The sequence below is a fragment of the Pseudomonas sp. S10E 269 genome, from assembly GCF_002798465.1.
In the GTDB taxonomy this organism is placed as follows: Bacteria; Pseudomonadota; Gammaproteobacteria; order Pseudomonadales; family Pseudomonadaceae; genus Aquipseudomonas; species Aquipseudomonas pergaminensis.
This window is the reverse complement of record NZ_PHIJ01000001.1, coordinates 3572134-3588136: the sequence shown is the minus strand read 5'-3', so window position 1 is coordinate 3588136 and position 16003 is coordinate 3572134. Positions and strand designations below refer to the sequence as shown.

General features: G+C 59.3%; 12 protein-coding genes and 1 pseudogene. 9 read left to right on the top strand and 4 right to left on the bottom strand.

From position 1 onward, the window contains the following. Nucleotides 1-48 precede the first annotated feature (48 nt). Nucleotides 49-2784, bottom strand: coding sequence for a preprotein translocase subunit SecA (gene secA, locus CWC48_RS16640; RefSeq protein ID WP_078050018.1), 2736 nt, complete (start codon nt 2782-2784; stop codon nt 49-51). Nucleotides 2785-3090: 306 nt separating this feature from the next. On the opposite strand from secA, the gene CWC48_RS16635 reads away from it, so the two are divergent. Next, the gene (locus CWC48_RS16635; RefSeq protein WP_078050019.1) at nt 3091-3546 is read left to right on the top strand and encodes a DUF721 domain-containing protein; all 456 of its coding nucleotides are present in this window, start codon (nt 3091-3093) and stop codon (nt 3544-3546) included. A gap of 4 nt (nt 3547-3550) precedes the next feature. Here CWC48_RS16635 and CWC48_RS16630 read toward each other — a convergent pair whose 3' ends face one another. After that, on the bottom strand, nt 3551-5029 hold the full coding sequence (locus CWC48_RS16630; RefSeq protein WP_100492220.1) for a helicase HerA-like domain-containing protein: 1479 nt from the start codon (nt 5027-5029) through the stop codon (nt 3551-3553). Between the two features lie 205 nt (nt 5030-5234). On the opposite strand from CWC48_RS16630, the pseudogene CWC48_RS30895 reads away from it, so the two are divergent. Together CWC48_RS30895 and CWC48_RS30890 are read left to right on the top strand one after the other, a co-directional pair. Beyond that, nucleotides 5235-6266 (top strand): annotated as a pseudogene (locus tag CWC48_RS30895) (cache and HAMP domain-containing protein); the annotation flags it as partial. A gap of 93 nt (nt 6267-6359) precedes the next feature. After that, nucleotides 6360-7124, top strand: a complete 765-nt coding sequence (locus CWC48_RS30890; protein ID WP_371857074.1) for a methyl-accepting chemotaxis protein — start codon at nt 6360-6362, stop codon at nt 7122-7124. 268 nt (nt 7125-7392) lie between these two features. On the opposite strand, the gene purU is transcribed toward CWC48_RS30890, so the two are convergent. Continuing rightward, nucleotides 7393-8241 carry a formyltetrahydrofolate deformylase gene (purU, locus tag CWC48_RS16620; RefSeq protein WP_078050022.1) on the bottom strand — a complete coding sequence of 283 codons (849 nt, stop codon included), beginning with the start codon at nt 8239-8241 and terminating at the stop codon, nt 7393-7395. Between the two features lie 351 nt (nt 8242-8592). Between purU and mvaT the strand changes: the two genes are divergently transcribed. Next, a complete protein-coding gene (gene mvaT / locus CWC48_RS16615; protein ID WP_005790963.1) occupies nt 8593-8967 on the top strand; it encodes a histone-like nucleoid-structuring protein MvaT in 375 nt (124 codons plus the stop codon). Nucleotides 8968-9058: 91 nt separating this feature from the next. Here the strand turns inward: mvaT and sbcB are convergent, their stop codons facing one another. After that, a complete protein-coding gene (gene sbcB, locus CWC48_RS16610; RefSeq protein WP_078050023.1) occupies nt 9059-10486 on the bottom strand; it encodes an exodeoxyribonuclease I in 1428 nt (475 codons plus the stop codon). Between the two features lie 167 nt (nt 10487-10653). On the opposite strand from sbcB, the gene CWC48_RS16605 reads away from it, so the two are divergent. From CWC48_RS16605 to CWC48_RS16585, 5 genes are read left to right on the top strand one after another with little or no spacing between them, the layout of a single operon-like run. Further along, a complete protein-coding gene (locus tag CWC48_RS16605) occupies nt 10654-11346 on the top strand; it encodes an RDD family protein (RefSeq protein ID WP_100492218.1) in 693 nt (230 codons plus the stop codon). Beyond that, nucleotides 11343-12323 (top strand): stage II sporulation protein M, encoded by a 981-nt coding sequence (locus tag CWC48_RS16600; RefSeq protein WP_100492217.1) that lies wholly within the window; start codon nt 11343-11345, stop codon nt 12321-12323. The genes CWC48_RS16605 and CWC48_RS16600 overlap by 4 nt, the downstream gene beginning before the upstream one ends. Further along, nucleotides 12310-13839, top strand: coding sequence for a DUF4129 domain-containing protein (locus CWC48_RS16595; protein ID WP_100492216.1), 1530 nt, complete (start codon nt 12310-12312; stop codon nt 13837-13839). The genes CWC48_RS16600 and CWC48_RS16595 overlap by 14 nt, the downstream gene beginning before the upstream one ends. Further along, a complete protein-coding gene (locus CWC48_RS16590) occupies nt 13836-15005 on the top strand; it encodes a DUF4350 domain-containing protein (protein WP_100492215.1) in 1170 nt (389 codons plus the stop codon). The genes CWC48_RS16595 and CWC48_RS16590 overlap by 4 nt, the downstream gene beginning before the upstream one ends. Beyond that, on the top strand, nt 15002-15997 hold the full coding sequence (locus tag CWC48_RS16585) for a MoxR family ATPase (RefSeq protein WP_100492214.1): 996 nt from the start codon (nt 15002-15004) through the stop codon (nt 15995-15997). The genes CWC48_RS16590 and CWC48_RS16585 overlap by 4 nt, the downstream gene beginning before the upstream one ends. Nucleotides 15998-16003: the final 6 nt, after the last annotated feature.

Below are 16003 nucleotides of genomic sequence, written 5' to 3'. Positions count from 1 at the left end.
GGCAGAGGCCGGTCGCGGCGCAGGGTGTTGCAGCGTCAGGCAAAAATCTTAGTTGATTTCGCCGTGGCAGTGTTTGAACTTCTTGCCCGAACCGCACCAGCACAGCTCGTTACGGCCCAGCTTCTGATCATTGCGTACCGGGGTTTGAGCCAGGGCCACATCGACCTCTTCGCCCAATACCTCAGGGGCTTCCAGGCCCGGCGCTTCGTCGTGTTGGAACTGCATGCGCGCAGCCAGTGCCTCGGCTTCCTGGCGCAGGCGAGCTTCTTCCTCGATCGGGTCTTCACGACGCACCTGAACGTGGGACAGCACGCGGATAGAGTCGCGCTTGATCGAATCCAGCAGCTCGGAGAACAGCGTGAACGACTCGCGCTTGTACTCCTGCTTCGGGTTCTTCTGGGCGTAGCCACGCAGGTGGATACCGTGACGCAGGTGATCCATGGTCGACAGGTGATCTTTCCACAGGTCGTCCAGCACGCGCAGAACGATCTGCTTCTCGAACGTGCGCAGCGCCTCGGCACTCGCCTGCTCTTCTTTCTCGTTGTACGCGGCGAGCAGTTCGGCCATCAGTTTTTCGCGCAGGGTTTCTTCGTACAGGTGATCGTCTTCGTCCAGCCATTGCTGAACCGGCAAGTCGACACCGAAGTCGCTCTTCAACGCGGCTTCCAGGCCGGCAACATCCCATTGCTCTGGCAGGGACTGTGGCGGGATATGTGCGCTGACGGTGGCGTTGAGTACGTCCTGACGGAAATCTGCGATGGTCTCGCCAATGTTGTCGGCGGCCAGCAACGTGTTACGCATGTGATAGATCACTTTACGCTGTTCGTTGTTGACGTCATCGAACTCGAGCAGTTGCTTACGAATATCGAAGTTGCGGCCTTCCACCTTGCGCTGGGCTTTCTCGATGGCGTTGGTCACCATGCGGTGCTCGATCGCTTCACCGGACTGCATGCCCAGGGCCTTCATGAAATTCTTCACGCGGTCCGAGGCGAAGATGCGCATCAGGCTGTCTTCCAGGGACAGGTAGAAGCGGCTGGAACCGGCGTCACCCTGACGGCCGGCACGACCACGCAGCTGGTTGTCGATACGGCGCGATTCGTGACGCTCGGAAGCGATCACCTGCAGGCCACCGGATTCCAGCACGGCCTGGTGACGCTTCTGCCAATCGGCCTTGATCTGGGCGATCTGCTCAGGGCTCGGGTTTTCCAGTGCCGCGACTTCCACTTCCCAGTTACCGCCCAACAGGATGTCGGTACCACGACCGGCCATGTTGGTGGCGATGGTCAGTGCGCCTGGGCGACCGGCCTGGGCGATGATCTCGGCTTCTTTTTCGTGGAACTTGGCGTTGAGGACCTTGTGCTCGATGCCTTCCTTGTTGAGCAGGTTGGACACGTGCTCGGAAGTCTCGATGGTGGCAGTACCCACCAGGATCGGACGACCCTGGGCCATACCGTCCTTGATGTCGTTGATGATTGCCGCGTATTTCTCTTCGGCTGTCAGGAACACCAGGTCGTTGAAGTCTTTACGCGCCAACGGCTTGTTCGGCGGAATGACCATCACGGCCAGGTTGTAGATCTGGTGGAACTCGAACGCTTCGGTGTCGGCCGTACCGGTCATGCCGGACAGTTTGTTGTACAGACGGAAGTAGTTCTGGAAGGTAGTGGACGCCAACGTCTGGCTTTCAGCCTGGATGTTGAGGTGTTCCTTGGCTTCGATGGCCTGGTGCAGGCCTTCGGACAGGCGGCGACCCGGCATGGTACGGCCGGTGTGCTCGTCGACCAGTACGACCTGGCCGTCCTGCACGATGTATTCGACGTTGCGATGGAACAGCTTGTGGGCACGCAGGCCGGCATACACGTGGGTCAACAGGCCCAGGTTGTGTGCCGAGTACAGGCTTTCACCCTCGGCCAGCTCGCCGATCTGGGTCAGCATTTCTTCGACGAACTGGTGACCGGCTTCGTTGAGTTCGACCTGGCGGGTCTTCTCGTCGATGCTGAAGTGACCTTCTTTGGTCACCACGCCTTCCACTTCCTCGATGTGCTGCTCCAGGCGCGGGATCAATTTGTTGATCTCGGTGTACAGGCGCGAGCTGTCTTCGGCCTGGCCGGAGATGATGAGCGGGGTACGGGCTTCGTCGATGAGGATGGAGTCGACTTCGTCGATCACGGCAAAGTTGAGTTCGCGCTGGAATTTTTCTTCCATGCTGAACGCCATGTTGTCGCGCAGGTAGTCGAAACCGAATTCGTTGTTGGTGCCGTAGGTGATGTCGGCAGCGTAGGCCGCGCGCTTCTCTTCCGGCGGCTGGAACGGCGTTACCACGCCGACGGTCAGGCCGAGGAATTCATACAGCGGGCGCATCCAGTTAGCGTCCCGGCGAGCCAGGTAGTCGTTCACCGTCACAACGTGCACGCCCTTGCCGGACAGTGCGTTGAGGTAAACACCGAGGGTTGCCACCAGGGTCTTGCCTTCACCGGTGCGCATTTCGGCAATCATGCCTTCGTGCAAGGTCATGCCGCCGATCAACTGGACGTCGAAGTGGCGCATGCCCATGACACGCTTACCGGCTTCACGGGCGACCGCAAAGGCTTCGGGCAGCAGCTTGTCGAGGGTTTCACCTTTGGCTATGCGGGCCTTGAACTCTTGGGTCTTGGCGCGCAATTGCTCGTCCGAAAGGGCAACCATCTGCTCTTCGAAGGCATTGACCAGCTGCACCGTCTTGAGCATGCGTTTGACTTCGCGCTCATTCTTGCTTCCAAAAAGTTTCTTTAACAAAGGCGCAAACATATCGGCAGGTTCTTCCACACATAGGGATGGAGGGCGCACCGTCAGTGGCCCGAGCAGCCCTCACGGCCGCATGCGAACGCGCATTCTACCCGGATTCGTGGGTGAGGAAAGTGGCGTTGTTCCCCGATGCTGGCATGGGGCTGTGAGAGGGCTTGTTTAAAATAAGGGCTTTTGCCGGAACTTCAACCCATGGAACGCAGAAGTTACCTATTGATTTCACACCAAAAGCCCGGTGGAGGCATGGCCTGGGGGCGTACAGGTGCTTTCTGCTAAGATGGCGGCTCTGTTACTTAAGGTGTCTCAATAATGGCATTTCGCCCCCTGACAGCCCGCGCGCCCGGCGTGTTGCTTCGCGATGCCAAGCCGCTGAAAGCCATCTTTGGCCATGCGCAACGCCTGGGCCTCCTGCAACGCCTGCTCGAAAGCCAGTTGCAACCGGCCGCACGCGAACACTGTCGCGTGGCGTCCTGGCGTGAAGGGAACCTGCTACTGATTGTCACGGATGGCCATTGGGCCACGCGTTTGCGCTACCAGCAAAAACGCCTGCAGCGTCAATTGATGGTCTTCGATGAATTTGCCGGTTTGACGCGCATCCAGTTCAAAGTGCAACCGCCCACCACCCTGCCTGGCGTGCCGGAGCATACCCACGACCTCTCGGCGAATGCGGCCGAAACCATCCAGGCAACGGCCGACGGGATCAGCAACCCAGGCTTGCGCGCGGCGCTTGAAAGGCTGGCCGCCCACGCCAAGCCCAAGCCCTGACTCGCTATTTGCGCTTGCTGCCGCCCAACAGCGACCCCAACAAGCCGCGCACCAATTGCCGCCCCATCTGATTGGCAGCCTGCTGCATCGCAGACTTCAGCGCCTTGCCCGCCGTGGTGCCCAGAAACGCCCCGGCCTTGTCGGTGAAACTCGGCTCGTCGCTGGCAGGTTTGGCTTCCTCGATCGGCCCCAGTTCCTTGCGAGACATCAGCACTTCATAAGCGGATTCACGGTCAATCGGCTTGTCATAACGCCCCTGCAGCGGTGAACTGGCCACCAATGCCGTGCGTTCGGCGTCACTGAGCGGCCCGATCCGCGATTGCGGCGGTGCAACCAGCACGCGCTGGACCACTTCCGGCGTGCCCTTTTCCTGCAAGGTGCCCACCAAAGCCTCACCCGTGCCCAGTTCGGTCAAGACCGACAAGGCATCAAACGCCGGGTTTGGCCGGAAACCGTCCGCGACGGCGCGTAGGGATTTCTGTTCCTTGGTGGTGAACGCCCGTAGGCCATGCTGGATGCGCAGGCCGAGTTGGGCCAGCACGCTATCCGGCAGGTCGCCAGGAGATTGAGTCACAAAATAAACGCCAACGCCTTTGGAACGGATCAGCCGCACCACCTGTTCCAGACGCTCCTGCAACGCTTTGGGCGTGTCGGCAAACAGCAAATGCGCCTCGTCAAAAAACAGCGCCAGCAGCGGTTTGTCGGCATCACCGCGCTCGGGCAGTTGCTCGAACAGCTCTGCCAACAACCACAGCAGGAAGGTCGCGTACACCTTCGGCGCCTCGTGAACCAGGCGGCTGGCGTCCAGCAGGTGGATGCGCCCGCGCCCGTCAGAGGTGGGCTGCAGGATGTCTTCCAACTGCAGGGCCGGCTCGCCAAACAGGGCTTCGGCGCCCTGCTGCTCCAGCACCGCCAGGCGGCGCAACAGCGCCTGGCTGGAGCCGGTGGTCATCAGCGCGGCGTCTTCGCCCAACAACTCCGGGTGGTAGCGCAGGTGGTTGAGGAGCGCCTTGAGGTCCTTGAGGTCCAGCAGCAACAGGCCTTCGCGATCCGCCACCTTGAAGGCGGCGTAAAGCGCTGACTGCTGGCTGTCGGTGAGTTCCAGCAAGCTGCCGAGCAACAACGGGCCCATTTCGCTGATGGTGGTGCGCAATGGATGACCGGACTGCCCGTGGATATCCCACAGCGTGACCGGATAAGCCTTGGCCGTGTAATTGAGGAAGGGCATGCCAGCGATACGCTCGGCGACCTTGCCCTGGGGGTTGGCCGCCGCTCCCAGCCCGCACAAGTCACCCTTGATGTCGGCGGCAAACACCGCAACGCCAGCCTCACTGAACGCTTCGGCCAGGCGCTGCAACGTGACGGTCTTGCCCGTGCCGGTCGCGCCGGCGATCAACCCGTGACGGTTGGCCAGGCGCATGGCCTGGGCAATAGGCTGGCCGGAAAGGTCGGCCCCGATAAGCAGTTGCGAGGAGTCAGGCATTTCGTCACCTATGGTTAATCTTTAGTGTCGCCAGGTCGATACAGGCTCATGTGAGACCCACAAAGTCTAAAAATAGGTCAGATAGTTCCTACAGGGACCCCCCAGAGCTATCACAAGAAGTATCACACCTTTTTTGACACTGCCATTTTGCGCCTCCCATAAGGACGCGCTTCGGATATTAAGACCTTAGCGGACCCTACAAGCCATGAATAAAAATCTGCGCTTCAGCCACAAAATCCTGCTTGCAGCCTCCCTTATCGTCATTGCCGCTTTCGCGCTGTTTACCCTCTATAACGACTACCTGCAACGCAACGCCATTCGCGACGATCTCAACAACTACTTGCATGAAATGGGTGATGTCACCGCCAGCAGCATACAAACCTGGCTCACCGGGCGCATTGCCCTGGTGGAAAACGCCGCGCAAAACATTGCCATCAACCCCGAGCCTTCCGCGGTTGCCCGTCTGCTGGAACAGAAATCCCTGACGTCTTCATTCATGGCAACTTACGTCGGCGACAGTAAGGGCGCTTTCACCATCCGCCCTGATACCAAGATGCCGGACGGCTTCGACCCGCGTGTACGGCCTTGGTACACCGGCGCCCAGAGCAGCAATGGCTCAACCCTGACCGAACCCTATATCGATGCCGCCACTGGCAAGCTGATTATTTCCGTTGCCACTCCGAGCACGCAGGGCACCCAGAGCATCGGCGTGGTCGGCGGCGACCTGAGCCTGCAAACCCTGGTGGATAACATCGGCGCGCTGAACTTCGGTGGCATGGGCTATGCGTTCCTGGTCAGCGCTGACGGCAAAGTGTTGGTACACCCGGACAAAAACCTGGTGATGAAGACCCTGGCCGATGTGTATCCGAAAAACACCCCGAAGATCAGCACCGATTTCAGCGAAGTCGAGGCCAACGGGAAGGACAACATCGTGACCTTCACACCGATCAAGGGTCTGCCCTCGGTGAATTGGTACCTCGGTATTACAGTAGATAAAGACAAGTCCTTCGCCATGCTCAGCGAATTCCGCACCTCAGCGGTTATCGCCACGATCATTGCCGTGGTCATCATCATCGCTCTGCTCGGCATGCTGATCCGCATCCTGCTCCAACCGCTGCATGTGATGACCCGCGCCATGCAGGACATCGCCGACGGCGAGGGCGACCTGACGCGCCGCCTTACAATCCAGAATCATGATGAATTCGGCACCCTGGGTAACGCCTTCAACCGCTTCGTGGAGCGGATTCATACGTCGATCCGCGAAGTGTCCTCGGCCACCGAACAGGTCAACGAAGTGGCACTGCGTGTGGTCAGTGCGTCCAACTCGTCGATGGTCAACTCCGACGAGCAGGCCAACCGTACCAACAGCGTTGCCGCCGCCATCAATGAGCTGGGCGCCGCCGCCCAGGAAATCGCGCGCAATGCCGCGCAAGCCTCCCACCAGGCCAGCGACGCACGCCACCTGGCTGAAGACGGCCAGCAAGTGGTGGAGCGCAACATCAAGGCGATGAACCAGCTGTCAGCGATGATCAGTGCTTCCAGCAGCAATATCGAAGCGCTCAACAGCAAGACGGTGAACATCGGGCAGATTCTCGAGGTGATCACCAGTATTTCCCAGCAAACCAACCTGCTCGCACTGAACGCCGCCATTGAAGCGGCCCGTGCGGGTGAGGCCGGACGCGGGTTTGCAGTGGTCGCGGATGAAGTGCGCAACCTGGCGCATCGCACTCAGGAGTCGGCGCAACAAGTGCAGAAGATGATCGAAGAGCTGCAAGTCGGCGCACGGGACTCGGTCAGCACCATGAGTGAAAGCCAGCGCCACAGCCTCGACAGCGTAGACATCGCCAACCTGGCCGGCGAACGCCTGAACAGCGTGACCCAACGCATCGGCGAGATTGATGGTATGAACCAGTCCGTCGCCACTGCTACGGAGGAACAAACCTCGGTGGTGGAGTCGATCAACATGGACATCACCGAGATCAACATCCTCAATCAGGAAGGTGTGGAAAACCTGCATTCCACGCTACGTGCCTGTGCCGACCTGGAGCAGCAAGCCGCGCGACTGAAGCAACTGGTGGGCAGTTTCCGGATCTGATCCCGGCGGGCAATCACTCGGTCTCGGGCTGGGATCGGCCCTGCTCACGTTCCCACAACTCGGCGGCACCGGGAAAATCGGTGCCGTCTTCACTGTCCAGGTCATCCGGGTCAAATCGACTCAAGCAGCCCTCCCCTAATATTGCCGGGGCTTTTGACGTGGCTTTGTCCAACGGATCGCTCATTGCTCAATCCTCAACGGGGCGCAAAAAAAGGGCCTGGAACGATTTAACGCCCAGGCCCTTCTTTGTTCAATCACAACGCGTCGGTTAGAACACCACCGTCTTGTTGCCGTGCACCAGCACGCGGTCTTCCAGGTGGTAACGCAGGCCACGGGCCAGCACCATCTTCTCGACGTCGCGACCGAAACGCACCATGTCTTCGATGCTGTCGCTGTGACTGACACGCACCACGTCCTGCTCGATGATCGGGCCGGCGTCAAGCTCTTCAGTGACGTAGTGGCAAGTCGCGCCGATCAATTTCACACCACGCAGGGAAGCCTGGTGGTACGGCTTGGCACCTACGAATGAAGGCAAGAAGCTGTGGTGAATATTGATCACTTTGCCAGCGTATTCACGGCACAACTCCGGCGGCAGGATTTGCATGTAGCGTGCAAGCACTACAACGTCGGCTTCATGCTGCTTGACCAGGCGGGAGACCTCGGCGAAAGCCGGCTCCTTGTCCTGCGGGTTGACCGGCACATGGTAATACGGGATGCCATGCCACTCGACCATGCTGCGCAGGTCATCGTGGTTGGAGATCACGCAAGCAATCTCACAGTCCAGTTCGTCGCTGTGCCAGCGGTGCAGCAAATCCGCCAGGCAGTGGGACTCGCGGCTGGCCATCAACACCACGCGTTTTTTCTGCTCGGTGTCGGTGATGTGCCAGCTCATCGAAAACTCTTCGGCGATCGGCGCAAAGGCTTCGCGGAAGGCTTCGAGGCCAAAGGGCAGCGTATCGGCACGGATCTCATGACGCATGAAGAACCAACCGCTCAAATTGTCCGAGTGATGACTCGCCTCGGTGATCCAACCGTTGTGGGACGCCAGAAAGTTACTGACTTTGGCAACGATACCAACCCGGTCCGGGCAAGCAATCACCAGCCGAAAAGTGCGCATTAGGGGGAAACTCCAGAACTTCGCAAAGGCCGCCATTCTAGCGATTGCGCAGCAAAACTGCAGTATTCCTTGATGCTTATTCTGATCGCCGGCGACAGCCTTACCCCTTAATAGCCTAAGGTTTTACCACCTTTATATGGAATCCATTGGGTTAGCCTAAGGCTGTTCCATGCATTTCAAGGAGATTATCTTTAGGTCTACGCCCTAGTAATTAACTCGAATGCATAGCCAGGCTACAAACATTCAAAGTAATTCACATAAATTCGACCTTAAATGTTTACTTGGGGAAACCGCCTGACTATTATTGGGCCACTATCCCTGTCAATCAGCGCTCTACATAAGGTAGTCCACATGTCTCTGATCAACGAATACCGTGCCACCGAAGAAGCTATCAAAGAGCTGCAAGCCCGTTTGAAGAACCTGTCCCAAGACGACAAACTGCAAACCGAGCTGGAATTCGAAGGCAAATTGCGCACCCTGATGGGTGAATACTCCAAATCCCTGCGTGACATCATCGCGCTGCTGGATCCAGAGTCGAAAGTTAAAGCACCACGCGGCGCTGTGAAAACTACCGGCACCAAGCGTGCTCGCAAGGTTAAACAATACAAAAACCCACACAACGGCGAAGTGATTGAAACCAAAGGTGGCAACCACAAAACGCTGAAAGAGTGGAAAGCCAAGTGGGGCGGTGACGTGGTTGAAGGCTGGGCTACCCTGCTGGGCTAAGCCTCGCCAGGCTCGCGCCTGATAAGCGACACATTAAAAAACGCCAGCCTGCTGGCGTTTTTTTATTGCCTGCCTATTCTGTGAAAAACGACTAAAGATACATTCGCGCGGCCAGAGAGTCCGCATATTCCTGCCACTGCTCCAGCACCCCTTGCTGAAACGGCGTCGCACTAACAATAAACTCCTGCCGGGCTTGCTTAAATGCCTCAAGGGTATTCGGCGCGCCCCACTCCGGGTTCGACAAACGCTGCTGACAAAAAAGTGTCCAGCGTTGTTGCTCCTCGTCGTTCAACGTATCGGGGAAGTTACGCGCGCGGTAGCGAAACAATAATTCGGGCAAACGATGGTCATCAAATGGCCACTGCTGGCGTGCTAATTGCTCAGGCTCAGCCGCCCGGACTTGTTCGCATAAACGCCGATCACGGTCTCCGATAAAACCGTCATACAGCTGTTGCTCCGGGTCTGCAGTCGCCGCGAAATCTTCTTCGGCGTAAATGGCCGCTAACTTATCGCGCCAAAGTTCCTGTGCGTCAGTTAGTCGCAGTGCCCGTTCCTGATAAACATTCATGTCCAAGTGCAGACGTTCACGGTCTTCTGCCCGCAGCACATTCAAGGGAGCAACCACGGGACAGCGATTGATATGCACCAATTTGAGCGGTACCGGCAGTTCGCCCTCGACCAATTCGTCACGGCGTGTGTAAAGACGCTGGCGCAAGGCATCCGCATCAAGGTCCAGCAGCCCTTGCGGATCGAGCCCCAGGTCGCAGACGATCAAGGCGTTGCGATTGCGCGGGTGCCACGCCAGCGGCAACACAACCCCCAGGTAATGACGCTCGGCGGAAAACCGTCCGGAGATATGCACCATTGGTTGCAGCAAGCGCACCTGGTCCATCACCCGCTGTTTACTGCGCAACTGAAACAGCCAGTCATACAGCTTGGGTTGTTTCTCACGCACCAGTCGGGCCAGAGCGATGGTGGCGCGCACGTCGGACAGTGCGTCGTGCGCCTGCCCATGGTCGATACCGTTGGCTTCGGTCAGGCGCTCCAACTTGAGCGTGACGCGCCCATCCTGCTGCGGCCATTCAATGCCTTCCGGGCGCAGCGCATAGGCGGTTCGAACCACATCGATCAAATCCCAGCGACTGTTACCACCCTGCCACTCACGCGCATAAGGATCGAAAAAATTGCGATACAGACTGTAGCGTGTCATCTCATCATCGAAACGCAAAGTGTTGTAACCGGCGCCACAAGTGCCCGGCGCGGCGAGTTCAGCGTGCACACGGGTCATGAAATCAGCCTCGGCCAGGCCTTTTTCCGCGAGTGTCGCCGGGGTGATACCGGTAATCGCGCAGGCCACCGGGTGAGGCAGGATATCGTCGCTGGGCAGACAATAAAGATTGACCGGCGCGCCGATCTCATTGAGCTCGTGGTCCGTGCGTATGCCGGCTACCTGGAGGGGCCGATCGCTGCGCGGGTTGATGCCGGTGGTTTCATAGTCGTACCAGAAAATCGAGGTCACGGGCTGATCCTGTACTGAAGATCGACAAAGTCTAGGCGCTGAACGGTATCCGCGACCAGCAGCAAATACACTGTACAAACATCCAGTAAAACGTTGAATGGTTGCTTCCATCACCGACACTGCTAGCATCCGTGTCTTCCAGCCATTCAGCACTGCCAAGGATCGCGATGCCGTCAACCCCATTGGACACCCGCTACCAGATCGAGACCCCGGAGGGCATCGACCTGCCCTTGCGCCCGGCCGGCCTGGTGCCACGCGTGTTAGCCTTTACCTTTGACCTGTGCCTGCGTGGGGTGGTCATGGGCGTTCTGCTGGTGCCATTGGCCTTGCTGGGCAACGTCGGGATCGGCCTGGGCTCGCTGCTGCTGTTCCTGATCAGTTGGTGGTACATGGTGCTGTTCGAGGTGCTCAACCAGGGTTGCTCGCCAGGTAAACAGGTCATGGGGTTGCGTGTCGTACAAGATGACGGCACCCCGATTGGCTGGTCCGCGTCACTGATCCGCAACCTGCTGCGGTTTGTCGACATGTTACCGTTCGGCTATTTTCTCGGCGCTATCAGTTGCCTGCAGCATCCTCATTTCAAACGCCTCGGCGACCTGGCCGCCGGTACACTGGTGATCTATCGGGAACAGCCACTGGTGCGCCCCCAGATTCCTCAGGCTGCGGCCTTGCGCCTGCCCTTTGCCCTGGACCTGAGCGAGCAACGGGCCATCCTTGGCTTCGCGGAGCGCCAGGGTGAGCTGTCCACGGAGCGCGTTCACGAGTTGGCCTCGATTCTCGCCACTCCGTTGCAGGTATCCCCGGCCCGAGCCGCGGAACAACTCAATGGCGTGGCCCGTGGCCTGTTGGGGCCGACATGAAACAGAGCCTCTTCGAAACCCGTCACCAGCCCCAATGGCACGCCTTTGCCGAGTGCCTGCAACAGTTGGAACATGGCAAGGCCAAGGCCAGTGACGTGGCTGACTTTCCCCATCAGTACCGGCGCCTGTGCCAGCACCTGGCCTTGGCACAGGAGCGCGGCTATAGCAGCTACCTGGTAGACCCCTTGCAACAACTGGCCCTGCGCGGCCATCAACAGCTTTATCGTCATCGCAGCCAATTGGCGGCAACTGTGATGGGTTTCGTACTCGCCGATTTTCCTCGCCTGGTGCGCGAACAGTGGCGATTCGTACTGATAGCCAGCCTGCTGTTCTTTGGCAGCCTGGTAGGTATCGCGCTGCTGGTGTACCTGTTTCCCGACCTGATCTACAGCATCGTCAGCCCGCAACAAGTGGCCGAGATGCAGGGCATGTATGACCCCGATGCAAGCCGCCTGGGCCGCGCCGCCGAGCGTGCCTCGAGCGAAGACTGGATGATGTTCGGCTATTACGTCATGCATAACATCGGTATCGCGTTCCAGACATTTGCCGCCGGGTTGTTGTTCGGGCTGGGCAGTGTGTTCTTCCTGATTTTCAATGGCCTGGTCATCGGGGCCGTCTCCGGGCACCTGACCGAAATCGGCTATGGGCAAACCTTCTGGTCATTCGTCATCGGCCACGGTGCATTCGAACTGACGGCGATCGCCCTCGCCGGTGCCGCTGGCCTGCAGCTGGGCTGGGCACTGATCTCTCCCGGTCAGTTGACCCGTGGAGAATCATTGCGGCGGGCAGCCCGCAAGAGCGTGCAGCTGTTGTGCGGTGTAATGATCTTCTTGCTGATCGCAGCCTTTATCGAAGCCTACTGGTCATCGACCACCCTGATCGCTCCCTGGGTCAAATACCTGGTCGGCGCAATCTTATGGATGCTAGTGGCTGCTTACCTGAGCCTTGCAGGACGGACCCACCATGCGCCTCAGTGATGCCAGCGTGGTCATCCGCCCACGTACTGCCTGGGAAGCCATGGATCTTGGCGTGTTGATGGCCCGGCAAAACCGCGTGCTGTTGATGAGCAGTTGGGCGCTGGTGACCCTGCCAGTGTTCGCGTTGCTCACTGCACTGCTGTGGAAGTCTCCGTCCACGGCGATATTTCTGTTCTGGTGGCTCAAGCCCGCGTTTGACCGCTTGCCGCTATACATCTTGTCCAAAGCCTTGTTTGGCGAAACACCCAGCATCAAACAGGCCGTGCGCCAATGGCCGCGTCTGCTCAAGGGCCAGCTGGTGGCCAGCCTGACGTGGCGGCGGCTCAGCCTGAGCCGCAGCTTTGTAATGCCGGTGAGCCAGCTCGAAGGCCTGGATGGCCCGGCACGCCAGAAACGTCTGGGCGTGTTGCAGCAACGCAATGCCGGCGCCGCGCGTTGGTTGACTACCGTCGGCGTGCACCTGGAGATAGGGCTGTGGTTCGGTTGCATGGCGCTGTTCTATCTATTTATTCCGCAGAACGTCGAGATGGATTGGGACTGGCAACGCCTGGTACTGGCAACCAGCTCGGAAGGCTTGTGGCTGGAACACCTGGGCAACGCGATCTATGCCTTGATCCTGGTGTTTTGGGAGCCTATCTATGTCGCCTGCGGATTCAGCCTCTACCTTAATCGCCGAACCGTGCTGGAGGCCTGGGACCTGGAATTGGTCTTTCGCCGCCTTCGTGAGCGCCTGAGCGGTGTGGCGCCGATGTTATTACTGGTGATCGGACTGACATTGCTGCCGTTCAGCCCACCCGTCATGGCTGATGCGTCCCCGCCCCCAAAGCCCCTGAGCACCCAGGGCGCGAATCAGTCGATCAAATCACTGCTGGAAAAACCACCTTTCAAAAACCCGGAGACCGTTACCCGCTATCGCTTCGGCGAAGAAAAGCCTGCCGTCAAAGACAAGGCCCACGGCGACGCCAAGCTTCCCGCCTGGCTGAAAGCGCTGCTGGATAACCTCAACAGCAATACCTTCAAGCACATCGCACAAGGGGTTGAGGTGCTGTTGTGGGGCCTTCTGATCGGTGGCCTGATCATGCTTGCGTGGCGATATCGCGAATGGCTGCACACCTTCGTCAGTCGGCGCGAGCCTCGCAAAACCCAAGCCATCAAGCCCGTGCCCACGCAGCTATTCGGCCTTGAACTGGGCACTGATACCCTGCCCGACGATGTTGCCAGCGCCGCCGAGCACCTGTGGGCAACGCAGCCCCGGGAAGCACTCGGCCTGTTGTATCGAGGGCTGCTCAGCCGACTGCTGCATGACTTCAACCTACCGCTGAAAAATGCTGACACTGAAGGCCAGGTCCTGGCACGGGTTCACCAGTTGCAGCAACCACAACTGCTGGCTTTCAGTGATGAATTGACCCGGCACTGGCAAAACCTCGCCTACGGTCACCGCCTTCCTCCCCTCTCTGCTCAGCAAAAACTGTGCAGTGATTGGCGCACCCTGTTCCGCTCGGGGAGCAATCAATGAACCGGCTATTGCTGTGGGTGGGGCTTCTACTGGCGTGCTTGCTTGGAGCGGGCGGTTACTACGCATGGAGCAAGGCGATTCCCTACGATGAAGTGGTGGATCGCGGCCCCTCACCAGAAGCCTTGGCCAACCCCTACCTGGCGGCCGAACACTTCCTGCGCGAACAAGGCCTGACAGTTGAACACGCCAATAGCCTGGAGCGGCTGACCACCTTGCCGTCCAAGGGCAACAGCCTGTTGCTGCTCGGTGAGCGCAGTAATATGACGCCACGCCAAGTCGAGCAACTGCTGGCCTGGGCCAAGTCCGGTGGCCATCTGTTGCTGGTGGCCGAGGCGCTTTGGGATGAGGAAACTGGCAAAAGCGGTGACCTGTTGCTCGACCGTCTGCATATCCATCAAACCTTGAGTGACGAACCTGAAGAGCCTGCCGCTTCCGCTAAACCGCCGCGCAAAAAGACAGCCACGGACCTGACCAAACTCTACGTCGACAATGAAACCCCATCGGCGTATTTCAGTTTCGACACAGACTTCAACCTTACCGACCCCAAGCACCTGGCACAGTTTTCGGCCAATAGCGCACGGTCGAGCCACCTGATGCAACTCGACCTCGGGGAAGGCAGCGTCACGGTGATCACAGACAGTGACCTGTGGAAAACCCCCAACATAGGCCAGCACGATAATGCCTGGCTGCTGTGGTACCTGAACCAGGGCACCGCCGTGACGATGCTGTTCAACAGCGACGTCGATGACCTGTTTACCTTGCTGCTGCGCTACTTCCCCCAGGCCTTGGTGGCACTCATTGCCCTTGTCGCCCTGGCATTCTGGCGGGCGGGTATGCGTCAAGGCCCCATCCAACCGCCCGCGCCCAACGCCCGCCGCCAATTGCAGGAACACCTGAAAGCCAGTGCCGACTTCCTGCTGCGCCGCAGCGGCCAGGGCACGCTGCTGCAAGCCCTGCAGCGCGATATCTTGCGTACGGCCCGGCGGCGTCACACCGGCTTCGAACACCTCGACAGCGCAGAACAACGGCGGGTGCTTGAACGCCTGACGCGCCAGCCCCCTCACATCATCAACCAGGCCCTTGGCCCACTCCCGGCAAAACGGCTTTCCAGCGCCGATTTCAGCCGTCAGGTGGCGTGCCTGCAAACTCTCAGGAATGCCTTATGAGTGATTTCCCAAGCGCCACTGCCTTGACCAGCGAATCCCTGCAACACGCCAGTGGGCAAGCCCAGGCCCTGCGCACTGAACTGCGCAAAGCGGTAATTGGCCAGGACGCCGTGATCGACGACGTCCTGACCGCCTTGATCGCCGGTGGCCATGTGCTGCTTGAAGGTGTGCCGGGGCTGGGCAAAACCCTGTTGGTACGTGCCTTGGCGCGCTGCTTCGAGGGTGACTTCGCACGGATCCAGTTCACTCCGGACCTGATGCCCAGCGATGTCACCGGCCACGCCGTGTATGACCTGCATACCGAACAGTTCAAGCTGCGCAAGGGGCCGGTGTTCACCCACTTGTTGTTGGCCGACGAAATCAACCGCGCTCCAGCCAAGACCCAGGCAGCCTTGCTTGAGGCCATGCAGGAACGGCAAGTGACCCTCGAAGGCGAGGCGCTGCCCATCGGCCAGCCGTTCATGGTGCTGGCGACCCAGAACCCCATCGAACAGGAAGGTACCTACCCCCTGCCGGAGGCGGAACTGGATCGCTTCATGCTCAAAGTGCGCATGGATTACCCCGATGCGCAGCAGGAACTGGACATGGTGCGCGAAGTCACGCGCTCGTCGCGGGCCGACATGCTGGATGTACACCCATTGCGTACGGTGCTGCAGGCCGGGGATGTGCTGCAACTGCAGCAGGTTGCCAGTGATCTGGCCCTGGACGAACAAGTACTCGACTATGCCGTGCGCCTGGCACGCGCCACCCGCAGCTGGCCAGGGCTGGCCATTGGCGCCGGGCCGCGGGCCTCGATTGACCTGGTACGTGGCGCCCGCGCCCGCGCCTTGTTGCGTGGTGGTGAATTCGTCACTCCGGACGATATCAAGGGGTGCGCCCTGGCAGTACTGCGCCATCGGGTGCGTATCGCGCCAGAGTTGGATATAGACGGGCTGGAGGTTGACCAAGTGCTCAAGCAACTGCTTGATCAGATTCCGGCTCCCCGGCAATGACTCGCC